General features: G+C 65.1%; 20 protein-coding genes and 3 pseudogenes. 16 read left to right on the top strand and 7 right to left on the bottom strand.

Annotated elements, in window-relative coordinates; translation table 11 throughout:
- Positions 1 to 48 precede the first annotated feature (48 nt).
- Both ACKWRH_RS46385 and ACKWRH_RS46380 read right to left on the bottom strand, forming a co-directional pair.
- Complete coding sequence (locus ACKWRH_RS46385) at positions 49 to 702, bottom strand: type IV secretion protein (protein ID WP_445222688.1); 654 nt, start codon at positions 700 to 702, stop codon at positions 49 to 51.
- Positions 671 to 1,306, bottom strand: coding sequence for an acyl-homoserine-lactone synthase (locus ACKWRH_RS46380; RefSeq protein WP_445222687.1), 636 nt, complete (start codon positions 1,304 to 1,306; stop codon positions 671 to 673). The genes ACKWRH_RS46385 and ACKWRH_RS46380 overlap by 32 nt, the downstream gene beginning before the upstream one ends.
- A 203-nt stretch (positions 1,307 to 1,509) precedes the next feature.
- Between ACKWRH_RS46380 and ACKWRH_RS46375 the strand changes: the two genes are divergently transcribed.
- The 13 genes and pseudogenes from ACKWRH_RS46375 (at position 1,510) to ACKWRH_RS46315 (ending at position 17,201) form a co-directional block, all read left to right on the top strand.
- Positions 1,510 to 2,241, top strand: coding sequence for an autoinducer binding domain-containing protein (locus ACKWRH_RS46375; RefSeq protein ID WP_445222686.1), 732 nt, complete (start codon positions 1,510 to 1,512; stop codon positions 2,239 to 2,241).
- 656 nt (positions 2,242 to 2,897) lie between these two features.
- A complete protein-coding gene (locus tag ACKWRH_RS46370; protein ID WP_247973613.1) occupies positions 2,898 to 3,074 on the top strand; it encodes a hypothetical protein in 177 nt (58 codons plus the stop codon).
- Positions 3,075 to 3,279: 205 nt separating this feature from the next.
- Positions 3,280 to 4,179 carry a DUF3991 and toprim domain-containing protein gene (locus ACKWRH_RS46365; RefSeq protein WP_445222685.1) on the top strand — a complete coding sequence of 300 codons (900 nt, stop codon included), beginning with the start codon at positions 3,280 to 3,282 and terminating at the stop codon, positions 4,177 to 4,179.
- Between the two features lie 317 nt (positions 4,180 to 4,496).
- Positions 4,497 to 5,092, top strand: a pseudogene (locus tag ACKWRH_RS46360) (DUF1419 domain-containing protein).
- A gap of 172 nt (positions 5,093 to 5,264) precedes the next feature.
- On the top strand, positions 5,265 to 10,361 hold the full coding sequence (locus ACKWRH_RS46355) for an Eco57I restriction-modification methylase domain-containing protein (RefSeq protein WP_445222684.1): 5,097 nt from the start codon (positions 5,265 to 5,267) through the stop codon (positions 10,359 to 10,361).
- Positions 10,362 to 10,620: 259 nt separating this feature from the next.
- Positions 10,621 to 12,306 carry a ParB/RepB/Spo0J family partition protein gene (locus tag ACKWRH_RS46350; RefSeq protein ID WP_445222683.1) on the top strand — a complete coding sequence of 562 codons (1,686 nt, stop codon included), beginning with the start codon at positions 10,621 to 10,623 and terminating at the stop codon, positions 12,304 to 12,306.
- Between the two features lie 89 nt (positions 12,307 to 12,395).
- On the top strand, positions 12,396 to 12,869 hold the full coding sequence (locus tag ACKWRH_RS46345) for a hypothetical protein (protein WP_445222682.1): 474 nt from the start codon (positions 12,396 to 12,398) through the stop codon (positions 12,867 to 12,869).
- Complete coding sequence (locus ACKWRH_RS46340) at positions 12,866 to 13,741, top strand: DUF7007 domain-containing protein (RefSeq protein WP_445222681.1); 876 nt, start codon at positions 12,866 to 12,868, stop codon at positions 13,739 to 13,741. The genes ACKWRH_RS46345 and ACKWRH_RS46340 overlap by 4 nt, the downstream gene beginning before the upstream one ends.
- Positions 13,742 to 13,944: 203 nt before the next feature.
- Positions 13,945 to 14,190, top strand: a complete 246-nt coding sequence (locus tag ACKWRH_RS46335; RefSeq protein ID WP_445222680.1) for a hypothetical protein — start codon at positions 13,945 to 13,947, stop codon at positions 14,188 to 14,190.
- Positions 14,187 to 14,513: a hypothetical protein gene (locus ACKWRH_RS46330; RefSeq protein WP_445222679.1), complete on the top strand. Its 327-nt coding sequence runs from the start codon at positions 14,187 to 14,189 to the stop codon at positions 14,511 to 14,513. The genes ACKWRH_RS46335 and ACKWRH_RS46330 overlap by 4 nt, the downstream gene beginning before the upstream one ends.
- A gap of 382 nt (positions 14,514 to 14,895) precedes the next feature.
- Positions 14,896 to 15,483 carry a hypothetical protein gene (locus tag ACKWRH_RS46325; protein ID WP_445222678.1) on the top strand — a complete coding sequence of 196 codons (588 nt, stop codon included), beginning with the start codon at positions 14,896 to 14,898 and terminating at the stop codon, positions 15,481 to 15,483.
- 296 nt (positions 15,484 to 15,779) lie between these two features.
- Positions 15,780 to 16,115: pseudogene (locus tag ACKWRH_RS46320) on the top strand (ArdC-like ssDNA-binding domain-containing protein); the annotation flags it as partial.
- Positions 16,116 to 16,889: 774 nt separating this feature from the next.
- Positions 16,890 to 17,201, top strand: coding sequence for a DUF736 domain-containing protein (locus ACKWRH_RS46315; protein ID WP_445222677.1), 312 nt, complete (start codon positions 16,890 to 16,892; stop codon positions 17,199 to 17,201).
- Between the two features lie 402 nt (positions 17,202 to 17,603).
- On the opposite strand, the gene ACKWRH_RS46310 is transcribed toward ACKWRH_RS46315, so the two are convergent.
- Entirely contained in the window at positions 17,604 to 18,107 is a 504-nt protein-coding gene (locus tag ACKWRH_RS46310) for a type II toxin-antitoxin system YhaV family toxin (protein ID WP_445222676.1), read from the bottom strand.
- On the bottom strand, positions 18,104 to 18,445 hold the full coding sequence (locus tag ACKWRH_RS46305; protein WP_247316009.1) for a type II toxin-antitoxin system PrlF family antitoxin: 342 nt from the start codon (positions 18,443 to 18,445) through the stop codon (positions 18,104 to 18,106). The genes ACKWRH_RS46310 and ACKWRH_RS46305 overlap by 4 nt, the downstream gene beginning before the upstream one ends.
- Positions 18,446 to 18,651: 206 nt before the next feature.
- Between ACKWRH_RS46305 and ACKWRH_RS46300 the strand changes: the two genes are divergently transcribed.
- On the top strand, positions 18,652 to 18,930 hold the full coding sequence (locus ACKWRH_RS46300) for a DNA -binding domain-containing protein (protein WP_445222675.1): 279 nt from the start codon (positions 18,652 to 18,654) through the stop codon (positions 18,928 to 18,930).
- A gap of 9 nt (positions 18,931 to 18,939) precedes the next feature.
- On the opposite strand, the gene ACKWRH_RS46295 is transcribed toward ACKWRH_RS46300, so the two are convergent.
- From ACKWRH_RS46295 to ACKWRH_RS46285, 3 genes are all read right to left on the bottom strand, one after another.
- Complete coding sequence (locus ACKWRH_RS46295) at positions 18,940 to 20,124, bottom strand: RHE_PE00001 family protein (protein WP_445222674.1); 1,185 nt, start codon at positions 20,122 to 20,124, stop codon at positions 18,940 to 18,942.
- Between the two features lie 241 nt (positions 20,125 to 20,365).
- Positions 20,366 to 20,761 carry a type II toxin-antitoxin system VapC family toxin gene (locus ACKWRH_RS46290; protein WP_445222673.1) on the bottom strand — a complete coding sequence of 132 codons (396 nt, stop codon included), beginning with the start codon at positions 20,759 to 20,761 and terminating at the stop codon, positions 20,366 to 20,368.
- On the bottom strand, positions 20,761 to 21,006 hold the full coding sequence (locus ACKWRH_RS46285; protein WP_011931108.1) for a type II toxin-antitoxin system VapB family antitoxin: 246 nt from the start codon (positions 21,004 to 21,006) through the stop codon (positions 20,761 to 20,763). Before ACKWRH_RS46285 ends, ACKWRH_RS46290 begins: the two co-directional genes overlap by 1 nt.
- A 227-nt stretch (positions 21,007 to 21,233) precedes the next feature.
- On the opposite strand from ACKWRH_RS46285, the gene ACKWRH_RS46280 reads away from it, so the two are divergent.
- Both ACKWRH_RS46280 and ACKWRH_RS46275 read left to right on the top strand, forming a co-directional pair.
- Positions 21,234 to 22,325: a hypothetical protein gene (locus tag ACKWRH_RS46280; RefSeq protein ID WP_445222672.1), complete on the top strand. Its 1,092-nt coding sequence runs from the start codon at positions 21,234 to 21,236 to the stop codon at positions 22,323 to 22,325.
- Positions 22,326 to 22,338: 13 nt separating this feature from the next.
- A pseudogene (locus ACKWRH_RS46275) lies at positions 22,339 to 22,560 on the top strand (integrase); the annotation flags it as partial.
- Positions 22,561 to 23,198: the final 638 nt, after the last annotated feature.

Genomic DNA, 23,198 nt, shown 5'->3' with positions numbered 1-23,198 from the left:
GACCAGCCCGGACCGCGGTGTTGAGTTGAGACAAAACAAAAGAGGTCCTCATCGTTCATAGACAAAGGCTGACGTGCCAACGCCCGAGCGATACACGTCCCAGTTCGGACGTTCCCTGACGGATGGAACTGGCGTGTTGATTGGCGGCGTGTTGCCGGTGGAAATGTCGACCTCGCGAGGGGCCATCGGCCGGGTACGGGGCTCGGGCGTCGCGCCGGGAGGTTTGGTCGCGAAGCTCGCGACAACGCTGGCAATGGCCTGATCGCGGCCCAAGCCGTTTGCGTTCGCTGCTTGCAATCGGACCTCGAACAATCTGCCAAGGCCTGCGATGTGCTTGCAAGCGTCGAAAGTCGTGGTCGCCGTCAACCCGGCTTGCTTGGTTTCCTCGGCGTCAAGCTGAGAGAGACCGGTCCGGACCGGCTGGCCGGTGGCGATGGCCTCAGTCGCGAGCTGAATCGCTTCGTCACGGTCACTTGCCTGAATCGGAACCGGTTTGCGTGCCTGAACCGTGATGAGCAGCGGCTCGAACGAGCTCGCCTGCCGCACAATCGCCGTCAGCGGCCGCACCAGGTCCGGCGTCGGGGCGCACTGTTCGACCAGAGCTGCGAATGCAGCTGGATCCATTGCAGAAAGCCTTTCGCTTTTGTCAGGGAGCTTGAGGCGCTCGGCGCTATGCCGCGAGCGCCGCGTTTGACGGAACATCAATTGCCGGCTTCGAAATCTTGCCGGCTGCCCGGATCGCTCCGAGGGCGTCATCGGTGACTGGCAGCAGCCCCGCGACGGCCGTGGTGGCTCCGATTTGACGGGGTGTGCCGAGGCGATCGAGATGCCACCCTGCTCGGCGCAGGATGCGCTCCATGCGCAGATCAGTGACGGTTGCGATGGCCTGCACGTCGCATTGCTGGCCCCATTCGATCATGGCCGCAAAAAGGAGGAACGTCGCTTCCCGCAAGCCGTTCTCAGCTATTGCCGCGACGTTTTTGGTATCAACGCAAAACCGCGAGCTCTCCCAGATCCTGGCTGCTCTGGGCCCCGCGTGGCCATCCAGCAACACTGGAAACGTGTCCGCCAGCATGTTGCGTCCCGTGGTGGGCAGCAGACGCACACAACCGACAACCTCGCACCGCTCGATCACCAAGAGATAAGTCGGCTTGAGTGCGTCGTACTGATCGATCTCCAATCCGCCCTTGACAGAGACGTCCCAGTCGAGCCGCTCCTTGAACACGCGTCCTCGCAGACGGTGCATTCCCATTGTGAGTTCAGAGTCGTGCAGGAGCGCTGTACGCGTGCGCACAATGACCTTCATTCTTAACCTCTTGCTTACGAATCACAGCTTCGAGATCAAGAAAGCAGGCGCGGTCACGGCGTTGCGCTGTCAGTTCTGGCAGGGTGTTTTGGAATCGTTCTTGCCGCAAAGCTGCCGCAACGTCGCAATACACGGCCTGCACGTAGAGCGCGAATCGTGGAAGTGCTCGCGCATCTGGAGGCTAGGAAGTAGTGAAGTGACGCATGAAAGAAGTTAAAAGAGCGTTCAATGAATTTGTTGATTGTCTTCACTCTGCTCATACGGAAGACGATTTTCGACGCGTCGCGGAACGAACCGCGCATGCATTGGGTTTCCGCTGGTTCGCCTACTTTGGCCAACGCGCGAATGGCCCCAAACTGATCTCATCCTATCCGAAGAGTTGGACCAGCCACTATTTTCGTGAAGGATACGACAACATCGATCCCGTTCTTCAGGAACCGCGAAACACAAGCCGGATGTTCCTGTGGGATGGACGTGACGCGCGAAGCGCAAAATCGGCGAAAGAACGCCGTCTGTTTGACGATGCTCTCAGCTTCAAGATCAGGACCGGACTGACCGTTCGCATTCCCTCGAGCCAAAACCAATTCGCGGCGTTTACGCTGGCGGCAGACGACCGCAGCCTTGGACTCGATCGGTTCGTCGAAACCTCGCAAGACATGCTGGAAAGGGTGGGTCTCACCTATCATGCGCATGTGAACGCCGCTAGGATCGGACGCACGCCCCCGGACCGTCAGCAGGAAAGTCCCCTGACCCAGCGCGAGCGGCAGTGTCTCGCGTGGATCTCTGACGGCAAGACGATGCAGGATATTGCGGAGCTTCTCGGAGTTTCGATTCATGGGGTGAAGTATCATCTGGACAATGCCAGGGGAAATCTTGCCGCGCTGACCCTTCCCCACGCTGTGGCTCTCGCGTTTCGGCAGGGATTGCTCCCATAATTCCTGGAACGGCCATCTGGGCCGGCAAGCATGGTTCAAGATCGGCGATCAACCCATGTGAGCATGCCGAGGAGCTACAGCGGCCTCATCAAATGAGTTCGGCGCGCATCATTTGCGGTTGTTCAGCCAAGAACGGATCGCTGCTCGCAGTTCATCGTACCCATGTCTTCGCAGAGTCTTCGAGCAGGAAACTGGGGTCGCCCTGCGGGCCGGGCTGTTGGCTGCGCTGAAGCCCCGCAAGCGGGTCTTCCCCCTTGCGGGCTGCCATCCCTGACGCAAACGGCCCGATCCCCGAACGACACCTGCTGATCCGATCGGAAGCACCTTCACGCGTACGCGGACCGGGATTTTATCCATGCATGCGCGATGCCGACGACCTTGAGTGCATCAAATGGGACAATTCGCAAAGCAGCCTGAGCTTGGTTATGCGCGGGATATGTGCGTTTTGGCAGTCCATGCTTCCGGTGAAGCACCAACTCCGCTCTCGAATGGGCTTTCCTTGGTTCTGGTGCGGCCTTCCACGATCAACCCGCAAGGGGTTCGCTACGCAAGCGTGCGACCTCTTCGGCTTCGCCTCTCGAGGTGACCGCAGCCGCCCCCGAACACGTCGGCGCCTGTCGAGCGGGGATGGTCCCGCCGCAAGACGGGAGCCTTCAATGTCGCACAATCTTACTCTCGCTCAGAACCACGCCTTCGATCTGGCCCGCACGCTCATGGTGCCGGTCATTCTCTTCCAGGCCGATAGCGAATTCGGCGTGATGGTCTCCAGCGAGTACGACGGCGATCAAGACGCCATCGTTCATGAATACGACCCCTGGTGCCCGGCTCATTGAGCCGGGTAACCGGCTGCCGCTGGCGCCTTGCCGGCTGCAAGAGAGGCTTCGCCGCGCCCGATGACGCGGCGACTGACGGTTGGTCAGCGCGCCCTTGCATTCGGCAGGCTTTGCGGCCGGTCGTCGATGTTCCGCAAGGCTCTGACCAAGAGAGATCAAACAGAAAAAAGGAGCGGACTCGCTTGCGCGAGACCGGTGTAGACAAATGGACAAGAGAGAGATCGAGGAGCTGCGCCAGAAGGTCGGCTGCGCGGCCCTGCTGGAGAAGGACGGCTGGAAGGTCGACGTCAAGGAAAGCACCCGACGCGCGATCAAGTATCGCCGTGACAGCAACATCATCATCGTTATCCACGAAGGCCGCGGCTGGTTCGATCCGTTGTCGCCGGCGAAGGGAGACGTGTTTTCGCTCGCCGAACATCTTGGCGCCGATGGTTTCGTCGAAGCATATGACCGTGTTGCGGATATGGTTGGTTTCCGTGCCAGCGCACCAGCGTGGCAGCGGCCGCCAAGGCCGAGGACGCCTGGATCCATCACCGAGCGGTGGCAACATCGCTTCAAGCCGCGCCCGGGCTCGCCAGCCTGGCGCTATCTCACGGATGAGCGCGGGCTGCCGGCCGACATTGTGAAGCAGGCGGTCACCTGCGATCAATTGCGAGAAGGCCCTAAAGGCAGCATATGGGCCGCCCATAGCGATTCTGCCGGAGCGATCACGGGGTGGGAGGAGCGCGGACCGGCATGGCGCGGCTTCGCCACTGAGGGCGCGAAAGAACTTTTCCGCTTCGGGCCGCCCGAGTCCGAGCGGATCTGCATTACAGAGGCGGCCATCGATGCCATGAGCCTTGCGGCGATCGAGGTCCGACGCTCCGATACACTTTATGTCAGCACCGGGGGCGGCTGGTCCCCGGCGACAGATCATGCCATCCGCAATCTGGCCACGCGCGCCAACGCCCGCTTGGTGGGAGCGACCGACAACAACCGACAGGGTGATGTGTATGCCGATCGCGTTTGTGCCATCGCCACGGAAGCGGGTGCGGAGTACGTGCGGGCACGACCACGAACCGTCGATTGGAATGAGGATCTGAAGGCCCAGACAGCGACCCCTTGATGCGGTTCGCGAATGGGACGCCTACGCCGTATGGGTGGCGCAGCGGCAAGGCCGCCGTATGAGTGCGGTCCCGATGCTGCCGGTGAGCGGCAGGAGAAGGCGATCAGGCAATGAAAGAGGAAAGATGAAATGGGGAATGAGGCGCTGCCGCATGACCGGCCGGCGCGTCAAGGGTGAAGCTTCGCCCGCGTTCCGCGGCCCTTGACCCCCCGGACCTTCGATGCGGCCGGCGAGGAGGTGTGATGAAGGACTGAAGGGACGAAGAGATCAGGAGGATCGCTCGCGTTTCAGTCCGGCCAGGCCAAGAGGAGCCGCCGATGCACACCTCACCTATCGCTCGTAAGGTCTTCGAAGGCGTCGCGACGCGCCACCAGATGCACCGTATGTTCAACCGCCATCGCCGCCATCCGGCCATGGCCGAGGGCGAGGCAGGGCACCTCTTCGCCGGCGAGTGGTTCGAGGTTGCTGAGTCCGAGCACGACTACATGTTCGAAATCCTGCCGCCGCTATGGATGCGCGCGGACATGTTCGCGATGCGCGAATTCATGGCGGCAAGCGTGACCAGCGTTTTCCTGGCACTGTCAATTGACGGCCAGATGCGCTGGTTCCATGGCTATTGCGACCTGTCGGACAGAGCGTCGCCAGAGCGGATGAAGGCCGCGATCATCGAGCGCGAGTCTCGTCCTGTCCGCGCGATGACGCGCGAAGAGCGGCTCGAGCACATCTGGTCGAGCACGCATGACGACTACCGCGGCTACGCCGGCGAGCGCTGGCCCGCGGCCGCCGCACCGTGCTCGTCTACGCCGGCCAGCATGGCACCGCGCTGAAGCTATTGGACGACCTCACCGAAGTGGAGATCGCAGCGAAACTGCCGGTGCAGCTCCGCCACCTGCCGGAAGCGGTCGCGGCCTAGTCGGATCGCCCGTCCTCCTCGATTTGCGAACAGCCCGGCCCCCGCGCCGGGCTTCGCAATTTCAGCACAAGGCCTCCCGGCCGGCCTTCCCCTCACCCCCGCAACGCCGTGCCGTCCGCCAGAGCCCGCTCGGGCTCGCGGCGGTCGCGCACCCAGCAGAAGGACATCTCCAATGGCGCAAGACGACCCTTTCACGATCGACCTCTTCGGCAACACCGCCCTCTCCTCGGGCCTCGGCCTCGGCGTCACCGCCTTCGCCGCCGACTCGAGCGACGACCACGACGACAGCGCACCATCGCCAGGGCCGGCTCCCGCGGGGCCGACGCTCAAACCCGCCCGGCAGTGTGCGCCGAACGCCCGCATGCGCGGCGACAACTTCCGTCTCGCCGGCGACCGCCGCCTGGCAAAGGGCTGGAAGCAGCGCGCCCGCGACAGCGTCGCGGCCATTCGGCTCGCGGCGCAGATCGAGGCGGAGCAACGGCCCGCCTCGTCGGACGAGCAGCGGCAGTTGATCCGCTTCACGGGCTTCGGCGCTTCCGAGCTCGCCAACGGCGTCTTGCGCCGTCCGGGCGAATCCGAGTTCGCGAAGGGTTGGAGGGAAATCGGCGTAGAGCTCGAGGACGCTGTCGACGCCGCCGGCTACGCCTCGCTTGCGCGATGCACCCAGTACGCCCACTTCACGCCCGAGTTCATTGTCCGCGCGATCTGGTCAGGCCTGCAGCGCCTCGGCTGGCGCGGCGGCCGCGTGCTTGAGCCCGGCATCGGCACGGGGCTGTTTCTGGCGCTGATGCCGGAGGAACTACGCGAGACCTCCCACATCACGGGCGTCGAGCTCGACTCCGTGACCGCACGCATCGCGCGGCTGCTGCAGCCGCGGGCACGGATCGTCACAGGCGATTTCGCGCGCGCCGAGCTGCCGGCGAGCTTCGATCTCGCCATCGGCAACCCGCCCTTCTCCGACCGGACCGTGCGCTCGGATCGCGCGTACAGGTCGATGGGCCTTCGGCTGCACGACTATTTCATCGCCAGGGCGATAGACCTCCTGAAGCCCGGCGCCCTCGCCGCCTTCGTCACGAGCTCCGGCACGATGGACAAGCCGGACGCCTCGGCGCGTGAGCACATCGCGAAGTCGGCCGACCTGATCGCAGCCATTCGCCTGCCTGAGGGCTGCTTCCGTGCCAGCGCCGGCACCGATGTCGTCGTCGACATCCTGTTCTTCCGCAAGCGCAAGGTCGGAGACGTGGAAGGCGACCTGTCGTGGCTCGACCTCGACGCGGTCCGGCTGGCGGGGGAAGACGAGAGCGCGATCCGCGTGAACCGATGGTTCGTGCAGCGCCCGGATTTTGTGCTCGGCACGCACGCGCTCGCGTCCGGTCCCTTCGGCGAAGCCTACACATGCTTGCCGCGCGAGGACGAGGATCTCGAAGCGATGCTCGAAGCCGCGGTCGGCCTCGTTCCGGAAGCGGTCTACGACGGCGAGCCGGAGGCGATCGATCTCGACCTGGAGGAAGCCGGCGATCCATCTAACGCCGATTGGCCTGCCGATCGCCACGTGCGCGAGGGCAGCTACTTCTTCGACAAGGCGCATGGCTTGATGCAGGTCGTCGACGGTGACCCGGTCGCGGTGAAAGCGCGTAAGGGCCGCAGCACCGACGGCATCCCGGAAAAGCACGTGCGCATCATCCGGAAGCTGATCCCGGTCCGCGACGCCGTGCGCGAGGTGTTGAAGGCGCAGGAGCTCGACCGACCGTGGAAGGACGCGCAGGTCAGGCTGCGCATCGCCTGGTCGAACTTCGTTCGGGACTTCGGCCCGATCAATTTCACGACGGTCTCGACCGCCGAGGACGAGGAGACCGGCGAGGTGCGCGAGACGCACCGCCGGCCAAACATCCAGCCCTTCCTCGACGACCCCGACTGCTGGCTGGTCGCATCGATCGAGGATTACGACCTTGAGACCAACACCGCAAAGCCCGGGCCGATCTTCACCGAACGCGTGATCGCGCCGCCCGCCCCGCCAGTAATAGCGAACGCCGCCGACGCGCTCGCCGTCGTCCTCAACGAGCGCGGCCGCGTCGACATCGACCACATCGCCGAGCTGCTGCACCGGGACCGCGACGATGTCGTCGCCGAACTCGGCAGCGCAATCTTCCGCGACCCGGTGGACGGCTCGTGGCAGACGGCGGACTCCTACCTGTCGGGACACGTGCGCGACAAGCTGAAGATTGCGGAGGCCGCTGCCGCGCTCGACCCCTCCTACGAGCGCAACCTCACGGCGCTGCAAGGCGTGCAGCCCGCGGACCTCAAGCCCTCCGACATCACGGCACGTCTGGGCGCGCCGTGGATTCCGGCCGCCGACGTCGTCGCCTTCGTCAAGGCGACAATGGACGCCGAGATCAGGATCCACCACATGCCGGAGCTCGCATCGTGGACAGTGGAGGCACGTCAGCTCGGCTGGATGGCTGCCGGCACATCCGAATGGGGCACCGACCGCCGGCACGCCGGCGAGCTTCTCGCTGACGCGTTGAACAGCCGCGTCCCGCAGATCTTCGACACGGTCAAGGACGGTGACAGCGAGCGCCGCGTCCTCAATGTCGTCGACACTGAGGCCGCCAAGACGAAGCTCTCGAAGATCAAAGACGCCTTCCAGCGCTGGATCTGGTCCGATCTCGATCGCACCGACCGCTTGGCGCGGGTCTACAACGACCGCTTCAACAACATCGCGCCGAGAGCCTTCGACGGCTCGCACCTGAAGCTTCCGGGCGCTTCTGGCGCCTTTGTGCTTTATGGGCACCAGAAGCGCGGCATCTGGCGCATCGTCTCGGCTGGCTCGACCTATCTCGCCCACGCGGTCGGTGCCGGCAAGACCATGACGATGGCCGCCGCCATCGTGGAGCAGCGGCGGCTCGGCCTGATTGCCAAGGCGATGCTGGTCGTGCCCGGCCACTGCCTGGCGCAGGCCGCGCGCGAGTGCCTCGCGCTCTATCCGAACGCCCGTATCCTCGTCGCCGACGAGACCAATTTTACCAAAGACAAGCGGCACCGTTTCCTCGCACGCGCGGCGACTGCAACCTGGGACGCGATTATCATCACGCACAGCGCATTCCGCTTCATTGCGGTGCCGTTGGCTTTCGAGCAGCAGATGATTCACGACGAGCTTGAGCTCTACGAGACGTTGCTTACGAAGGTCGAGAGTGACGACCGTGTCTCGCGCAAGCGCCTTGAGCGATTGAAGGAGGGCTTGCAGGAGCGCCTGGAATCGCTTTCGACCCGAAAGGACGACCTCCTGACCATCTCCGAGATCGGCGTTGACCAGATCATCGTCGACGAGGCGCAGGAGTTCAGGAAGCTCTTCTTCGCGACCAATATGTCGACCCTGAAGGGCGTGGATCCGAACGGCTCGCAGCGCGCCTGGGACCTTTACGTCAAATCCCGCTTCATCGAGACGAAGAGCCCCGGCCGCGCGCTCGTGCTCGCCTCCGGCACGCCGATCACCAATACCCTCGGCGAGATGTTCTCGGTCCAGCGCTATCTCGGCTACGAGGCCCTCCTCGAGCGCGGCCTGCACGAGTTCGACGCCTGGGCGAGCACATTTGGCGACGTTGCGACCGAACTTGAGCTGCAACCCTCCGGAAAATACAAGCCGGTGACGCGCTTCGCCACCTTCGTGAACGTGCCGGAGCTCATCGCCATGTTCCGTTCCTTCGCGGACGTGGTGATGCCGGACGACCTGCGTCAGTACGTGAAGGTACCGGCGGTCTCGACCGGTAAGCGCCAGATCCTCACGGCGAAGCCGTCGCCGGCATTCAAGCGCTACCAGATCCGGCTCGGCGAGCGCATCAAGGCGATCGAGGAGCGCGACCGTGCACCTGAGCCTGGCGACGACATCCTGCTGTCAGTCATCACTGACGGCCGCCACGCTGCAATCGACCTGCGTCTGGTTGATCCCAATAGCGACAACGAGGCCGACAACAAGCTGAATCTTCTTGTCGGTAACGCCTTCCGCATCTGGAGTGAGACAGCCGAGAGCAACTACACCCGCAAGGATGGCAAACCCTTTGAGTTGCCTGGCGCTGCGCAGATGATCTTCTCCGATCTCGGCACCATCAGCGTCGAGAAGAGCCGCGGCTTCTCCGCCTACCGCTGGATCCGCGACGAGCTGGTCCGTCGCGGCGTGCCACCGGGCGAAATCGCCTTCATGCAGGATTACAAGAAGTCAGAGGCGAAGCAGCGCTTGTTCGGCGACGTGCGTGCCGGCAAGGTCCGCTTCCTGATCGGATCCTCCGACACGATGGGCACCGGCGTCAACGCGCAGCTTCGCCTGAAGGCATTGCACCACCTCGACGTGCCCTGGCTTCCGTCGCAGATCGAGCAGCGCGAGGGCCGCATCGTGCGGCAGGGCAATCAGCACGATGAAGTCGACATCTTCGCCTATGCGACGGAAGGCAGCCTCGATGCGCAGATGTGGCAAAACAACGAGCGCAAGGCCCGCTTCATCGCGGCCGCGCTGTCCGGCGACACCTCGATCCGCCGGCTTGAGGACATGGGAGAGAGCCAGGCCAACCAGTTCGCCATGGCAAAAGCCATCGCGTCGGGCGACCCGCGCCTGATGCAGAAGGCTGGTCTCGAGGCCGACATCGCGCGGCTCGAACGGCTGCGGGCTGCTCACATCGACGACCAGCACGCGGTGTGGCGGCAGATGCGTGATGCCGCGCGCGACATCGAGCTCTCGGCCCGCCGTATCGGCGAGATCGGCCAGGACATCCAGCGCCTCACACCGACGGCTGGCGATGCCTTCAGCATGTCAGTGACGAGAGAGCCGTGTATGGAACGCAAGGCCGCTGGCCGCGCATTGATGAAGGAGATCCTGACGCTCGTGCAACTCCAGCAGGAAGGCGAGACCGTCATCGCCTCGATCGGCGGCTTCGACGTCGCGTACAGCGGAGAACGCATCGGTCACGAGGGCTACCGCTACACCACGATGCTGCGGCGAACCGGCGCCGAGTACGAGATCGAGCTGCCGGTGACCGTGACGCCGCTCGGCGCGATCGCCCGTCTCGAGCATGCGCTGGCCGACTTCGAGAGCGAACGCGAGCACTACCGCCAGCGCCTCACTGAGGCCCGCCGGCGGCTCGCGTCTTACGAGTCGCGCAACGGCGGCGAGTTCGCCTTCACTGGCGAGCTTGCCGAAAAGCGCCGGCATCTTGTCGAGGTGGAGAAGGCGTTGGCGGAGGACGGCGAAGGCTCCCGGCAGATCGCCGCGGCCGCGTGAATAAAGAATGAGAAGAAAGAGAAAGGGAGAAGGCCCGCTCGCAGATCGGGCGAGCCGTCGATGCTGGCGCTCAACCGCCGCCTGCGCGATCCCAACCCGTCGTCCTGCGCAGGGCGTAGGCCCTGCTGGTCCTGCCGGGCAGGGATGCTCGGCCGCAGTTGCACCGGCCCACCCGCTCCGCAGGGCCCAGGGGTGTCTTCGGGAAGAAGACGAGAAAGGGCCGGCAACGTCGGTCCGCAATCCCAAAAGGAGTGTTCCCATGCAACTCATCAAGGTCGATCCGCGCGCGCTGAGGGAGAACCCTGATCGCATGCGCCAGACGAAGTCGACGCCGCAGGCCGACGCGCTGCTGCTCGCGACAATCAAGGCTGTTGGTATCGTCCAGCCGCCCGTCATCACGCCTGAGACGGCCGGCGGCAACGGTTACGTCATCAACGCCGGCCACCGCCGTGTGAAGCAGGCGATCGCCGCCGGTCTCGAGGAGATCCACGTGCTCGTCGACGAGGCTGCGAACGACAACGGCGCCATGCGCTCGATGATCGAGAATATCGCCCGCGAGGCGCTGAACCCGGTCGACCAGTGGCGTGCAATCGAGCGCCTGGTCGCGCTCAGCTGGACCGAGGAGGCGATCGGCGTCGCGCTCGCGCTGCCGCTGCGTCAGATCAGGAAGTTGCGTCTGCTGGCGAACGTGCTTCCCGCCATGCTCGACCACATGGCCAAGGGCGATATGCCGAACGAGCAGCAGCTCCGCACCATCGCCGCAGCTTCGCTCGACGAGCAAAAGGAGGTCTGGAAGAAGCACAAACCGTCGAAGGCCGATCCGCAGGTCTCATGGTGGAGCGTCGCCCAGGCCCTTCAGAAGACGCGCATGTATGCGCGCCACGCGAGCTTCGGCCACGACCTTGCGCAGGCCTATGGAATCCAGTGGGTCGAGGACCTGTTTGCTCCGGCCGACGAGGATAGCCGCTATACCACTGACGTCGAGGCATTCCTCGGTGCCCAGCAGGAGTGGATGGCAAACAACCTGCCGAAGAAGGGCATCATCGCCGAGGTCACCAACTATGGTGAGGCGAAGCTGCCCCCGAAGGTTGAGCGGGTCTACGGCAAGCCGGCGAAGTCCGACTGCACGGCGCTGTATCTCGACCGCGATGGGCGCGTGCAGACCGTGCACTATCGCATGCCTGCGGCGAAGAAGCTGAAGGGCAAGGCCGCGACGGGTTCGGACAGCGGTGCGGACGACGTCGGCGAGGTCTCGAAGCCCCGTCCGGACGTGACCCGCAAGGGCGCCGAGATGATCGGCGATTACCGCACCGACGCGCTGCGCGAGGCGCTCGGCCGCGCTCCGATCGAGGACGACACGCTGATGGCGCTGCTGATCCTCGCCTTCTCGGGCCAGAACGTCTCCGTGATGACGGGGAGCGGCGGGACCTATTACGGCCACAGCCGGCTTGCGGAGAACGCGGCGGCGCTGTTCGACGCCGACGGCAAGCTCTCCTTCGACATGGACACACTTCGTGTCGCGGCGCGCACCATGCTGGTCGACGTCTTCTCGTGCCGCGAGAACGCCACCAATAGCGGCATCGTCGCCCGCGTCGCCGGCGCGGTGGTCGGGGCGGACACCTTCCTGCCGAATATGGGCACGGAGGAGTTCCTTTCCTGCCTGTCGCGCCCTGCCCTCGAGGCGTCGTGCGAGGAGACGCCAGTCCTACCGCGCCAGCGCGTGAAGGACACGCGCGCCGCGCTCGTCGAGCACTTCAAGGAAGGTCACTTCGTTCATCCGGCCGCGCTGTTCGCGCCTGATGCGACGAAACTCTCCGAGTGGCTGTCCTCCTGCTCGGCCGCCTCGGACGACGAAGGCGAAGCCGATGAGAACGTCGACGGCGCGGGCGACGAGCTTGCTGACGGCGCGGCCGACGCCGAGGCATTCAGGGAGGCGGCCGAATAGAGGGACGCGCCTTCTTCCGAACGATCCGCCGCCGCCGGCCCAGCCGGCGGCGGCTTTATTTCCGCACTCGCGCAAACAAGGAGGACACGATGTCCGCGCACACGATCTTCGACAATGCACCTATAGGCTCGATCATAGCCTGGTCCGACGGAACGCCGCAGCCGCCGGCGCGCTTCAGGAAGAAGCTCGCCGCCTGGCAGTCCAGCAACAGCAAAGGCCGCCTGATCCGAAAGCAGGGCGGACGAGGCGTCGGCAATGTCTCGCTGTCGGCCTGTTTCACCCTGCACGAGGCGGACTACGGCGCCAGCGGCGTCGTCGCCATCCGCGTCCACCGGACGTTCTCGCTGGAGTCGAAGCTGCATTTCACCATCGTCGAGCGTCCCGCCATCGGCTCGGTCCGGGTGCTCGACCGCGCCGGTGATGACGCCGAACTCGTCTATCTCGCGACCAATGAGGCCGAGGCGAAGGAGTGGCTGACGCGCCATGGCTATCCGGGCGCGGTGCTCCAGGAAGTGACTGCCGACGAGGTCGGCGCGGACGCCGTCGAAGGGAGGGCAGCATGAACGCTTCTCTCCCGCTAGAAACCTTGCAGGAACCGACCTCCGGTAGCCCGGAGGTTGAGTACGGACACAGTGCCGAGGGCTTCCTCGTAGCCCGCGTGGGCGAAACCGCCTTCGCGATGCTGCCGGCACGCGGCGGCGGGCACTATCTCGCATTGGGCTGGCGCATCGGCAAGCCGATCGCGGAATGGTACCGCGCCGACTTCTACGGCCATTCCGGCGCGCTGGCAGACCAGGCGGCATTCCGATCGAAGGTTGCTGAAAACGCCGAGCATCAGCGCGAAAAGCGTGCGCTCGGTCGCAAGGACGTGCGGTTCGCGGCGAATACGCCGTGGGGCGCCTCGCAAGGCGCCACCCTCTATACCGACGGCGTGGTCTGCCACTCGACCGCGGGCCACGGCGGCTTCCACCTCTCGGCCGAGCGCAACCGCAGGGTCCATGCCATGCTGCGCTCAAAGGGCGGCTGGTACGAAGAAGACGCCGAATGGGCCGCCGTGGCGATCACCTTCCCGCATCTCTTCACGGCGTTCGAACGCCGCTGCGCCGAGAGAACGCTCAAGGACAGCTGGCCCGACGCCTGGGAGATGATCTTTGGCACGACCCTCCAGCCAGGCGAGTCCCGCGAAAAAGATCGCCGCGCCTTCGACCACGCGCATGCACGGGACTGGATTGTCGTGTCGGCCATCACGTCTAAGCACGAGTGCGGTTTCGTCGAGGTCGTTGCGACGCTCGGCGGGAAGCGCGGGCCCGGGACTGAGGAGCGCCGCTTCCTCGTGCCGTCCGGCGAGTATCACGTCGGCCGCTTCGGCTTCGTGATCGATGAGGCGCGCCACCGGCTCTACGGCGGTCCCTCCGACTTCGTCGGATGGAGGTGACCCATGCCCTGGCCCCTCATTGCCAAAGCCTTCGGCTGGCGTACGGCCACTGACGAGGACGGCGAAACGCCGATCCTCGTTGTCTGGCACCCCCGGCTCAGACGGCACTTCACTGGCTCCGATGCCTGGAGGTGCGCCGTGCGCGTGTCCATCCACGCGCCGCAGCCTTACCCGGCTGACGCCAACAGGAAGGAGGGTCAGTCATGAACGCCTACCTCGTCGCCGTGAATCTCCTCGTGCATGCCCACCATAATCCCGGGAGCGCCATCGCCGACGCACTCGACGGCATCCTCGCAGACATGCGCAAGCACGCCGGCGCCAAGTCAGCGCTCATCGACTGGGCGGCCATCGGCGACGCCATCCCGTCATCGATCGTCGCAGTCTCTTTCCCGGACGGCTACATGCCGGATGCCGCCTTCCCGTTATCGCCTACGGGGACGGTGCAATGATCGAACCCCCGGACCGACGTCTCCTGCTCACGCGCATGGAAGCCGCGCAAGCCGAGACGAAGCGCCATCTCGGCGTCATCGAACGCCAGATAGCGGCACGCGCCGAACGGCTGACGATCACCGACCGGGCGAAGCGCCAGCAGCACGGCCGTACCGCATCGAGCTGGACGAACGCGGATAAGCGGCTGTTTCAGCAGCACGTCGCGGAGCTCGCCCTGGCTCGTCGCGGCGATATCGACGCCCTCACGCGAAAGCTCGATCGGCAGGAGACGGCGATCGCCGAGTTTCGGACGCGCCACCGCGTTTCCGCTGCGCGGCGGTGAGAGACGAAGGACGCACCAATTGGAGTGCGAGCGGAGCGGACACTTGATGTCGAGACGGAGAGTTCAGCAGGTTTGGCCCAACCTCTCCGGTTTCGGCGGCTCTGCCCCTTGGCCGGCGCGCCCTCGGTTTGTGCTGCGGTCTGAACCTGCCGCGGGCCGCTTAAAGGGCAAGTCGCGAGGCGATCGGCGGCCGCCGTCTCGCGATGGGGGGCCGCGTCCTTCGCAGGCCTGAGGGCCCGCTCGCCCGCGACCCACCCACGCTCGCCTTGGCAGCCGCCGCCCCCTGAAGCGGCCCGCTGAAGCCGGTTCTGGTCGACCGCACCCGAGGGAGCGACGGCAAAGGGCGATCGCTCCCAAGGCGAAACCGAGAAAGGATCTCACCATGACCAAAACTGCTCGCTCCTCTCGCGCCAGCGCCCGTGTCACCCCGCTTCGCAAGGGCACCACTCTCGAGATGGTCCGGCTCGCCTGTCCAGACACGGCGCAGGCACAGCGCATCTCCGAAAGCTTCGGCCTCGCGATCCTGGACAGCGACGGCATCCGCGATCTGCATGAGCGGGTCGTCATCGAAACCGCCGACGCGCTCAAGGATGGCCTGAGCGAACGCGCAATGCAGATCCACCTTCAGCGGATCGTCGGTGCTTATGTCGGATCGGCGCACGGCGCCGGCCAGTTCTACACCCGAGCAGTCACTGAAGCGCGAGACGCGACCGCCAAGCTCGCCAACGACAGCCGAGATGAGGACATCGATGGTCCGGTCGGCTTCGATAGCCAGGCACAGCGCAAGCGTGAATTCGCCGCCGACATGGGCGCACAGGCTCACGCGCTTCGCATGGCCGCAGAAGGCGCCGTCGCGGCCTACGAACGGGTCGTCGGTGAGACCTGGAAGCCTTTCGAGCGTCCCGTCGACAACACGACCGACACCGTCGGCCGGAAAGCGGCAAAGGCGCAGATGTCGGCGTTCGACTGACCGTCGGCGCGGGGCCTCGGCCCCGCGCCTCTTCGGCTGCAGCCAGCTTAAGGGCCGGTCCGCGAGACCGGCCCTTTTTCGTGTCGCCGCAGCAAAAAAAGGGGCCGCCGCCCGTGCTGCTCGCCATCGTCGGCTCCTCCCGGTCCGTGGTCCTGCGCCGGACCCGACGTCCGCGCAACGGCTTCGCCGTCCTTCGCGCTGCTTCGGCCCTTCGGGTGCGCGGACTTTGAGCCCGGCGGTGGCGGACCACGTGAGGAGCCGCGATGGGCGCGGCCTCCCGAACGGAGGTTATTATAATGAGCAGGAATGGCGAAAAGTCGCGAGGCGACCTGTACGCCCGCATCACGGACCGCATCGTCGCCGAGCTCGAACGCGGCGTGCGCCCCTGGGTTCAACCTTGGGCCGCCCCGAATATAGCGGACCGCATCACCCGACCCCTGCGACACAACGGCCAGCCCTATACGGGCATTAACGTCTTGCTGCTTTGGTCAGAAGCGGTCGCGCGCGGCTTCCGCTCGCCGATCTGGATGACGTTCAAGCAGGCCAGTGAACTTGGCGCGCATGTTCGTAAGGGTGAGACCGGCAGCACTGTGGTGTATGCGAGCCGCTTCACCAAGACGGAGACCGACGCTCAGCTCTTGTCTAATGAGAAGCGCTTTATCTTCTCGGCTGCCGCGCATGCGCAACGCGCCGTTGCCTATCTGCACGACCAGCAGCCGAAGGCAGCAGACGTCGAGGAGGCAGCATGATGAGCGCACAGCGTGATTGGCGCCGTCGCTTGCCGGCCCTTATCCCGGCGATCGGCGGAGACTGCAGCCCCCTGCTTGGCCGCTACAGCCGATCCGTTATTCCTCGTGCTGCGGGACCTGACGGTGACCTTGCTCGCCTTCCGTTGACGGCGGGCGACGCTCTAGCCTTGCACAAGTCGTCGCTTTGCCGAGCAAATTCGTTCGCGGCCTGCGGGTTCACTTTGCGGGCCGCGTGACTCCTGACGGTCGAGTAGCGGGCTTGCCTTCCTGGTTCGGGCCTCGACCAGCAAGCCTAAGGAATTGTCAGATGTGCGGTGAGCGGTGATCGGGTTCTTTCCCCGGTCAAGGTTTCGATGATCGCAGTTCGTGTTCTCGGTCGTTTCTTCCGACACACCCACTTCGTCCTCGATTGGCATGTCTGACCGAAGGGCGGCGTCGCTTAAGCGCCGCCTCGCTCTTATCCCCGCAACAGCCGGTTACGACTTTCTTCCCCTGGACCGCTGCGCGTCCATTCCTCGCGCAAGACAAGAAAGTCGTGCCCTGGCTGCCCTCTACTGCGTGCCGGCCCCCTTCGGGGTGCGGGTCGACCGCCTCCGGTCTGTCGCCAGCTATCGAGGCCGCGATGGGCGTGGCCCGGGAAACTGAAAGGACACGACAATGGCGACCATCGGCACCTTCACCTCGACCGGCAATGGCTTCACCGGCACGGTTCGCACCCTCGCCCTCAATGCCAAGGCCAAGCTGGTTCGGGTCGAGAACCCCTCCGACAAGGGACCGCACTTCCGCATCTTCGCCGGTAACGTCGAGCTGGGAGCGGCCTGGCAGAAGACCGCCAAGGACACCGAGCGCGATTACCTCTCAGTCAAGCTGGACGACCCGAGCTTCCCGGCTCCGATCTACGCCACCCTGATCGAGGTGGAAGGCCAGGAAGGTCTCCAGCTCATCTGGTCCCGCCCCAGCCGGGATTGAGGGACCGCGACAGCGGCCTCGCCGAAAGGCGGGGCCGCTTCTGCATTGACACCAGCAGATGCGCGCACGCTCCGGTCGCTAGGCGCAGGTATGAAGCCTGTTTAGCTTATCACTGTGAATCGTAGCCATGCTACGAGGATATGAACCGACCAGTTTGAACTGGAGGCCAAAGTCGCAGTTGGACTACGATACCTAGCATTAATCATCTAAGCGAGGAGAGTGACCTTTCGATCCCGTACCAGGGCACGATTGCAAAGCGTCCGACTCGCAATACGTCGCCGTCTGGCACAGGCCGAGTCCCGCGACGAGGTCCTCCGCCGCGCCGGCGTGGCGAGTTGCTCCGCTACCATCCGCCGGGACGTTCGAATCCCACCGAACGCTCGGTCGCTGGCCGGGCGAGAGCTATGTCTTAGGAGCGGCGCGGGCCAGCCGTTGCTTTGCCGAATCTGCGCTCGCTTTCGCGAGCAGGTCGGTCCAGCTGTCGGGCGGATTGCCGCGATTGAGCATCCTGCGAAACACCGCGTAGGCGTCGTCTGCACTCTCATAAGCGCGCAACGTCGTGTCGTCATTGACCCAAGCCAACACTATCACCTTCGCATCCGCGGACTGCTGGTAGCGAAAGAACAGCCGGAACTGCTGCAGGAATTTTGCCCGGAACCAATGCTTGTACGCGTCGCCGAGTGTGCCGCCTTGGCGGTAGGTGTCGCGCGTCGGGTCGCTTGGAATGTCTTCAAACGCGACCTTGAGAACGGCCGCGAGCAGTTTTGTAGCGCGCTTCTTCTTGTATCCTTGCGGGTCTTTCTTCCGCGTTTTTTCGACGGCGCCGACCATCGCCTCAAGCTGGTCGAGAAACAGCGGGTGCGCGTAGATCGTCCAGCCGTTGATTTCGAGCGTCTCGTGGCTCACGCCTCGTCGTCCGCAAGCGGCGCGTCGAGATCGACCTTAACGCCCTTGACCAGGTCCTTGCCGCGGGACACGAGTGAGCGCGGCACCGGCCGAATCCGCGACGGTTCTTTCGCCATGTCGCGCGCGAGAAATGAGAGAAACTTGCCGATCACGGGATCGCCATCCTCGACCTGGGCCACCTTCTTCGCGATCACGACGGTGCCATCCGCAAGCCCGCGAAACACCACCTGATCGCGCTTGCCGAGCGCGAGCATCTTCCGGATTGCCGCGGGCACGGTCGTCTGGCCACGCTCAGTGATGGTGGCGGGGATTTCGAGAATTTCAGCCGTTTTTGCCATGGCCGGCTCCGGGGTTGCACACTCTTCGATGTAATGCATTTGCATTGTATGTCAAGCCGCCACCGGGCGCGATCGAGTACAGCAGCAGCCACGGTGCGCCCGGGATGCCGGTAATGCACCGCGTGGTGCGCATTTGGGATCTATTCGCCGGTGCAGCATCTAGCCTACGCTCCGGTTGCCAGAAGCTCGTCCGCGAGAGTCGCCCTATGCAGAAGCCCCCGCTTGACCCGGATGTCGCCGACGAAGCACCGACCGCCTCCGTTCTGACCGGCTACGACGAAGAGCACCTAGTCACCTACCTGCGCCTGCTCGATGCCGAAGCCGACGGCGCCGACTGGAAAGAGGTTACGCGGATCGTGCTGCACCTTGATCCGGCCCAAGAGCCTGATCGTGCCCGCCGCGCCTGGAAATCTCATCTCGCCCGCGCCCACCGGATGACCGAGCACGGCCATCGGCATCTGCTTCGTGGCGGGGCACCGCACTAACTCGGCGTCCTACAGGATGCCCCACGCCCGATAGCGTCCCCGCCCGGTCGCCTCTCGCAGGCCGAGCTCGGCGACGAGGTTTTGGGCGGCACGGGGCGTGATCCCGAGCTCCGCCGCGATCATGCCGGCCGAGACGATCGGCCGGGTCAGCACGTAGTCGAGGAGCGCCGGCAGTTTTGAAGTGGCGCGACGGCCGGCGAGCTTGCGGGCGAGCAGGTTTCTGGTCATCAGCCAGCGGTCGTGGTCCTGGCGGCCGGCCTCGGCGGCGGCCGTCATCGCCTCGAGCTGCACGGCGAGCCGCGCCGCGGCGTCGCCCGGCCGCCGGCGCTCACGCGAGATGCTTTTCAGCCCGGCATGCAGGCACGGCAGATGCCAGCGTGTCTTGCCGCGGTCGCGCAACACGCTAGCTGCGAGTAGGCGGCCGAGCCAAGGCGTGTGCTCAAGCGGCTCGATCGCGTCCCAGGCATCCGCGGCGATCGCCGCCGCCAGGGTCGGCGGCAGCGTGCGGGTCTCGTCGACGACGGCGCGCCAGTCGTCGAGGCGGCCGTCCTCGTCCCAGTCGGGATCGTAGACGAGGGAATCCCGCTCCGGCCGCGCCCGAGCCTCGTCGGCGAGCCTGCGCTCCGCCCTGGCGTTCGCGGCGTCGACCGCGGCGAAGGCGGCGGCCAGGTGGGGATCGGTGTCGATGATGCCAAGCGGCCCTTCGAAACCCACCTCCTCCCGCTCCGCGCCCTCGGCGGCGCCCCCAAAACTTCCTTCACTTTTCTTTCGGTTGCCCTTCTCCTCCTCTCGCTCGCTCCGTCCGCGCAGGCCAGCGAGCCCGGCAACGGACAGCGCCCAATCGGGCTTCGCCTCGGCGATGCGCTGACGGGCGCGCAGCACGGCATGGGCCCGGGTCAGCTCGTGGGTGGGGGCGCGGACGTCCATGCCGGCGTCGTGCAGGACGAGGTCGTCGAGGTGGACAAGTTCGCCGTCGAGCCACAGACTGGCGCAGGCATCAGTGAAGTGCGTCCGGCTGATCGCGCCGTCGCGGATTGGGCTTTTGGCCAGCCGCTCGTCGAGGCGGGCGAGCGCATCCTCGGCGGCGGCGAGCGGCCCGGCGAGCTGGGCCCAGGGCAGCGGATCGGGGATTTTGTAGCTGGACAGCAAGGTCTTGATAACCTTAACAGGAAGCGGCGAAACGGAAGCTAACACAGCTTTCGCTTCCGTCATAGCGAGGCCTGTTCCCGGCCACCGCTCACTATCGATAACCACCCCTTATCGATAGGGTTGGACGTGACGGCGCAAATCAGTGATTCTGAGCTCTGGGGAGCCCCGGACATCGCATCGTCTGGGCACCCGATCGGCCCGTGAGCCCGCCATGCTGAGGCGCTTTGCCGTTCCGGAAGACAAAGTCCCCTGCCCTTCCGGTTGCAGGGACGGCCTGGCGGCTGCCTCAGGCGGCCTCGATGTCGGTCTGCGGAAAGTCGCCGCCCTTGAACATCAAGGGCTGGCCCAGATGCCGGGCACAGGCATAGGCAAAGCAGTCCCCGAAATTGAGGCTCGCCGGATGCCGGCCCTTGCCGAACCGGTCGAAGGCGTCGAGCGCGATCCGTGCCGTCTCCGGCGGCGCCGCGACCACGGCGATCTCCATCAGCGCGAGATAGTCTTCGACCGCCTCCGCGGCGGCGCTGACCGAAAGTTTCAACACGCGCGCCACCGCGACCGCCGCCTCCCACACCGCCAGCGGCGAGGTCAGACGCGTTCCGGTCTGCTGCAGGCGGGCCAAAAGCTCACGCGCCTCGTCCTCGTCGGTCAACAACGCAGTCAGCGCCGAGGCGTCGATGAACATCAGGTGTCCTCATACAGGCTGTCGCGGAACGCCTTGTCGGCGGGCTGGCCCTGCGCCGGATTGCCCTTGGCGCGCAGATCCCGGCAGAACTGGACGCCGAGGTCGACCAAAGACGGCTTGCCCTGCTCGCGCTCGAGCTCATGGGCGAGTGCGGCATGCACGGCTTCGGTGAGGCCGATTTTTTTCAGCGCCGCCACCTTGCGGGCCAGCGCATCGGTCTCCGGGTTCTTGATGTGGAAAGCCATGCGCATTCCTCTAGATCGTAGCGTGTATCCGTATATATCACCTCGGATACACAGAGGGAAGGGTCGGTTGCGCCATTGGCAGGGCCGACAAGGTCTTGGGCCCCGCCGATTCGGCCGCCGCTCAGGGCGACGGGGCGCAGCCTGCCGATCGCGCGCCACGGAAATCGCGGCAATCCCGCTAAACGCGCGCGGCCCTCGCGGCGTGTGGCTTTTATGGTTAATAGTCAATGAACGCCTCCCCTCTCCGTCTCCCTGACGCTGGTTCCATCGAGGTCGTCCTAGCAAACCTCGACCCGGCCTCGGCTGACGACGACCTGGTCCGAGCCCTCGCCCACGCCTTCCCAGGCTTTCAGTTCAGCGCCGCGCGGATCGACGATGACTACTGGCGCGACACCCGTTCGGTAATTCGACCGGATGGCACGCGGATTGGCGAACTGCGGCCCTGGATGACGGCGGAGCTCGCCAAGGACGGCGGCGCTATCGATGCGCTTCGGCGCCGCCTGAAAGAGACGGACCTGCAGATCACCGAGTGGCGCGGCACCAGCGCGTTTGTCTTCGCGCCGACCGGGCCAGGCGCAGCCGACTATGTTCAGATCGCGCTCGGGCGAGAAATCGAATGGCGAGCCGGCCCGATCGTCAATCCGAACTACCGCCCGTTTGGCCAAGAGGAACTGCTCGATCCGAGCTGGCCCCGCACTGATCAGCCGCCTCAGTCGGATCGCCTGGCCGGTCCGGTCTATCGCCTCCTCGGCCGAGCCGGCGGCGCGGTGATCCACGTTCGCAGTTTTCTCGATCGTTGCGGTCGCATCGAACGCGAGAAACGCGAAGCCAAGCGGCCCGAGATGGAGGGGCGTGTCATTCGCGAAGTCGGACCTTGGGGGACGCGCGAAACCCCGTTTCTTGAGGCGGTCCCGGATTGGTTCGACTACGTGCCTCGGGAGTTACGGTTCTTTCGGGACTGGGAGGACTCGAGCGCCAGGCCGCATCGCGTCTTCGAACATTGGGCGCTCGATGTGCGCGATTATACGCACAAGGGAGAGCGCGAAGTCGGCTTTGTCCCCCGGCCGCTGCAGCCGCTGGCCGAGCGCCTTGCGCCGCCAAAGGATGCGTCCATTCATATCCTGATGGACCGGATCGAGGCCGTGGACCGCGAGATCGGCCTGCCCTTCGGCTGGTTCTTCCTGATGATCCACGGCCACTGGGTCGATCCCGACGTCGGCCTGGCGATTGCGCAAGGCCTGAAGGCGCAGCGCGTGCGCCTGCCCGACCCCGACGCCCGCGTGCTGTTGCGCTGGGCGGAACGAACTTACGGCTTCTGACCGAGCAACGCCGATGGACGACATCACCTCCCGCGCGCTGGTCTCCGACCCCGAAACCCAGCGGGCGCTGCAGCTCGATACGCTCTCGGCGATCCTGCCGATGGAACGGCGCGACCGGCTCGCCGAGCTCCTGACCGACGACGACGTCGAAACGCTGAAGCACCTCGCGCGCGAGGGCATGGGCGAGAATAGTCTGCGGGCGCTGGCCTCGGACCTCGCCTATCTCGAAGCTTGGCGCGAAACTCGTCCGAGGCCGAATTTTTAAGGTTAGCATTCTATGAATGCCACCCCTCCTCTTTGGTGCTTCCCGCGAGCCTGTGCTGAATGGCATTGGGAGCCAGCGCAACAGAGAGATGTTGTCAGCTGACAACATCCATCCCGGGCAAGCCCCCTGTTGTCAGCTGACAACAACCTCTTCCCGGGGCGCTGTTATCTGGCAAGAGTTCCGCCCGTCCGATGTCGCTATGTTGGAGTGGCTCGCAGCTCGGATCTCGGCGGATCTCCCATCGGGCCGAGGCTCGGTGCGGCTGCTTTGCTGCTTGCTATCCAAAGGAGCGGCTGGCCTTCGGCACTGGGCGCCTCGTCTTGTTGAACTCGATTAGGACAGTCCGCCGCGAGGTCGATTCACCCCTCGACCGGGTCATCCCAATGTCGCATGTGATGGCCCCATCCCTAACTCCAGCGATGCCGCGCCCCTGCGTGCGAATGCGCCGAACCAAGCGCATCTCAAGCTTGGCGATGGACGTCGCCTCGGCCGACTGTCCGAAGCCCGGCCAAGTCACTGCCATTACAATTGAGCCGGGCGAGGCCAGTTCTCTGCGGCTTGGTCGGTCCCCGGCTGAGGTCGCGAACCGAGTCCAGGTCGCCTATCCG

The sequence above is a fragment of the Bradyrhizobium sp. Pa8 genome, assembly GCF_052588265.1.
The sequence above is the reverse complement of the archived record's forward strand: the minus strand, read 5'-3'. Positions and strand labels throughout refer to the sequence as shown.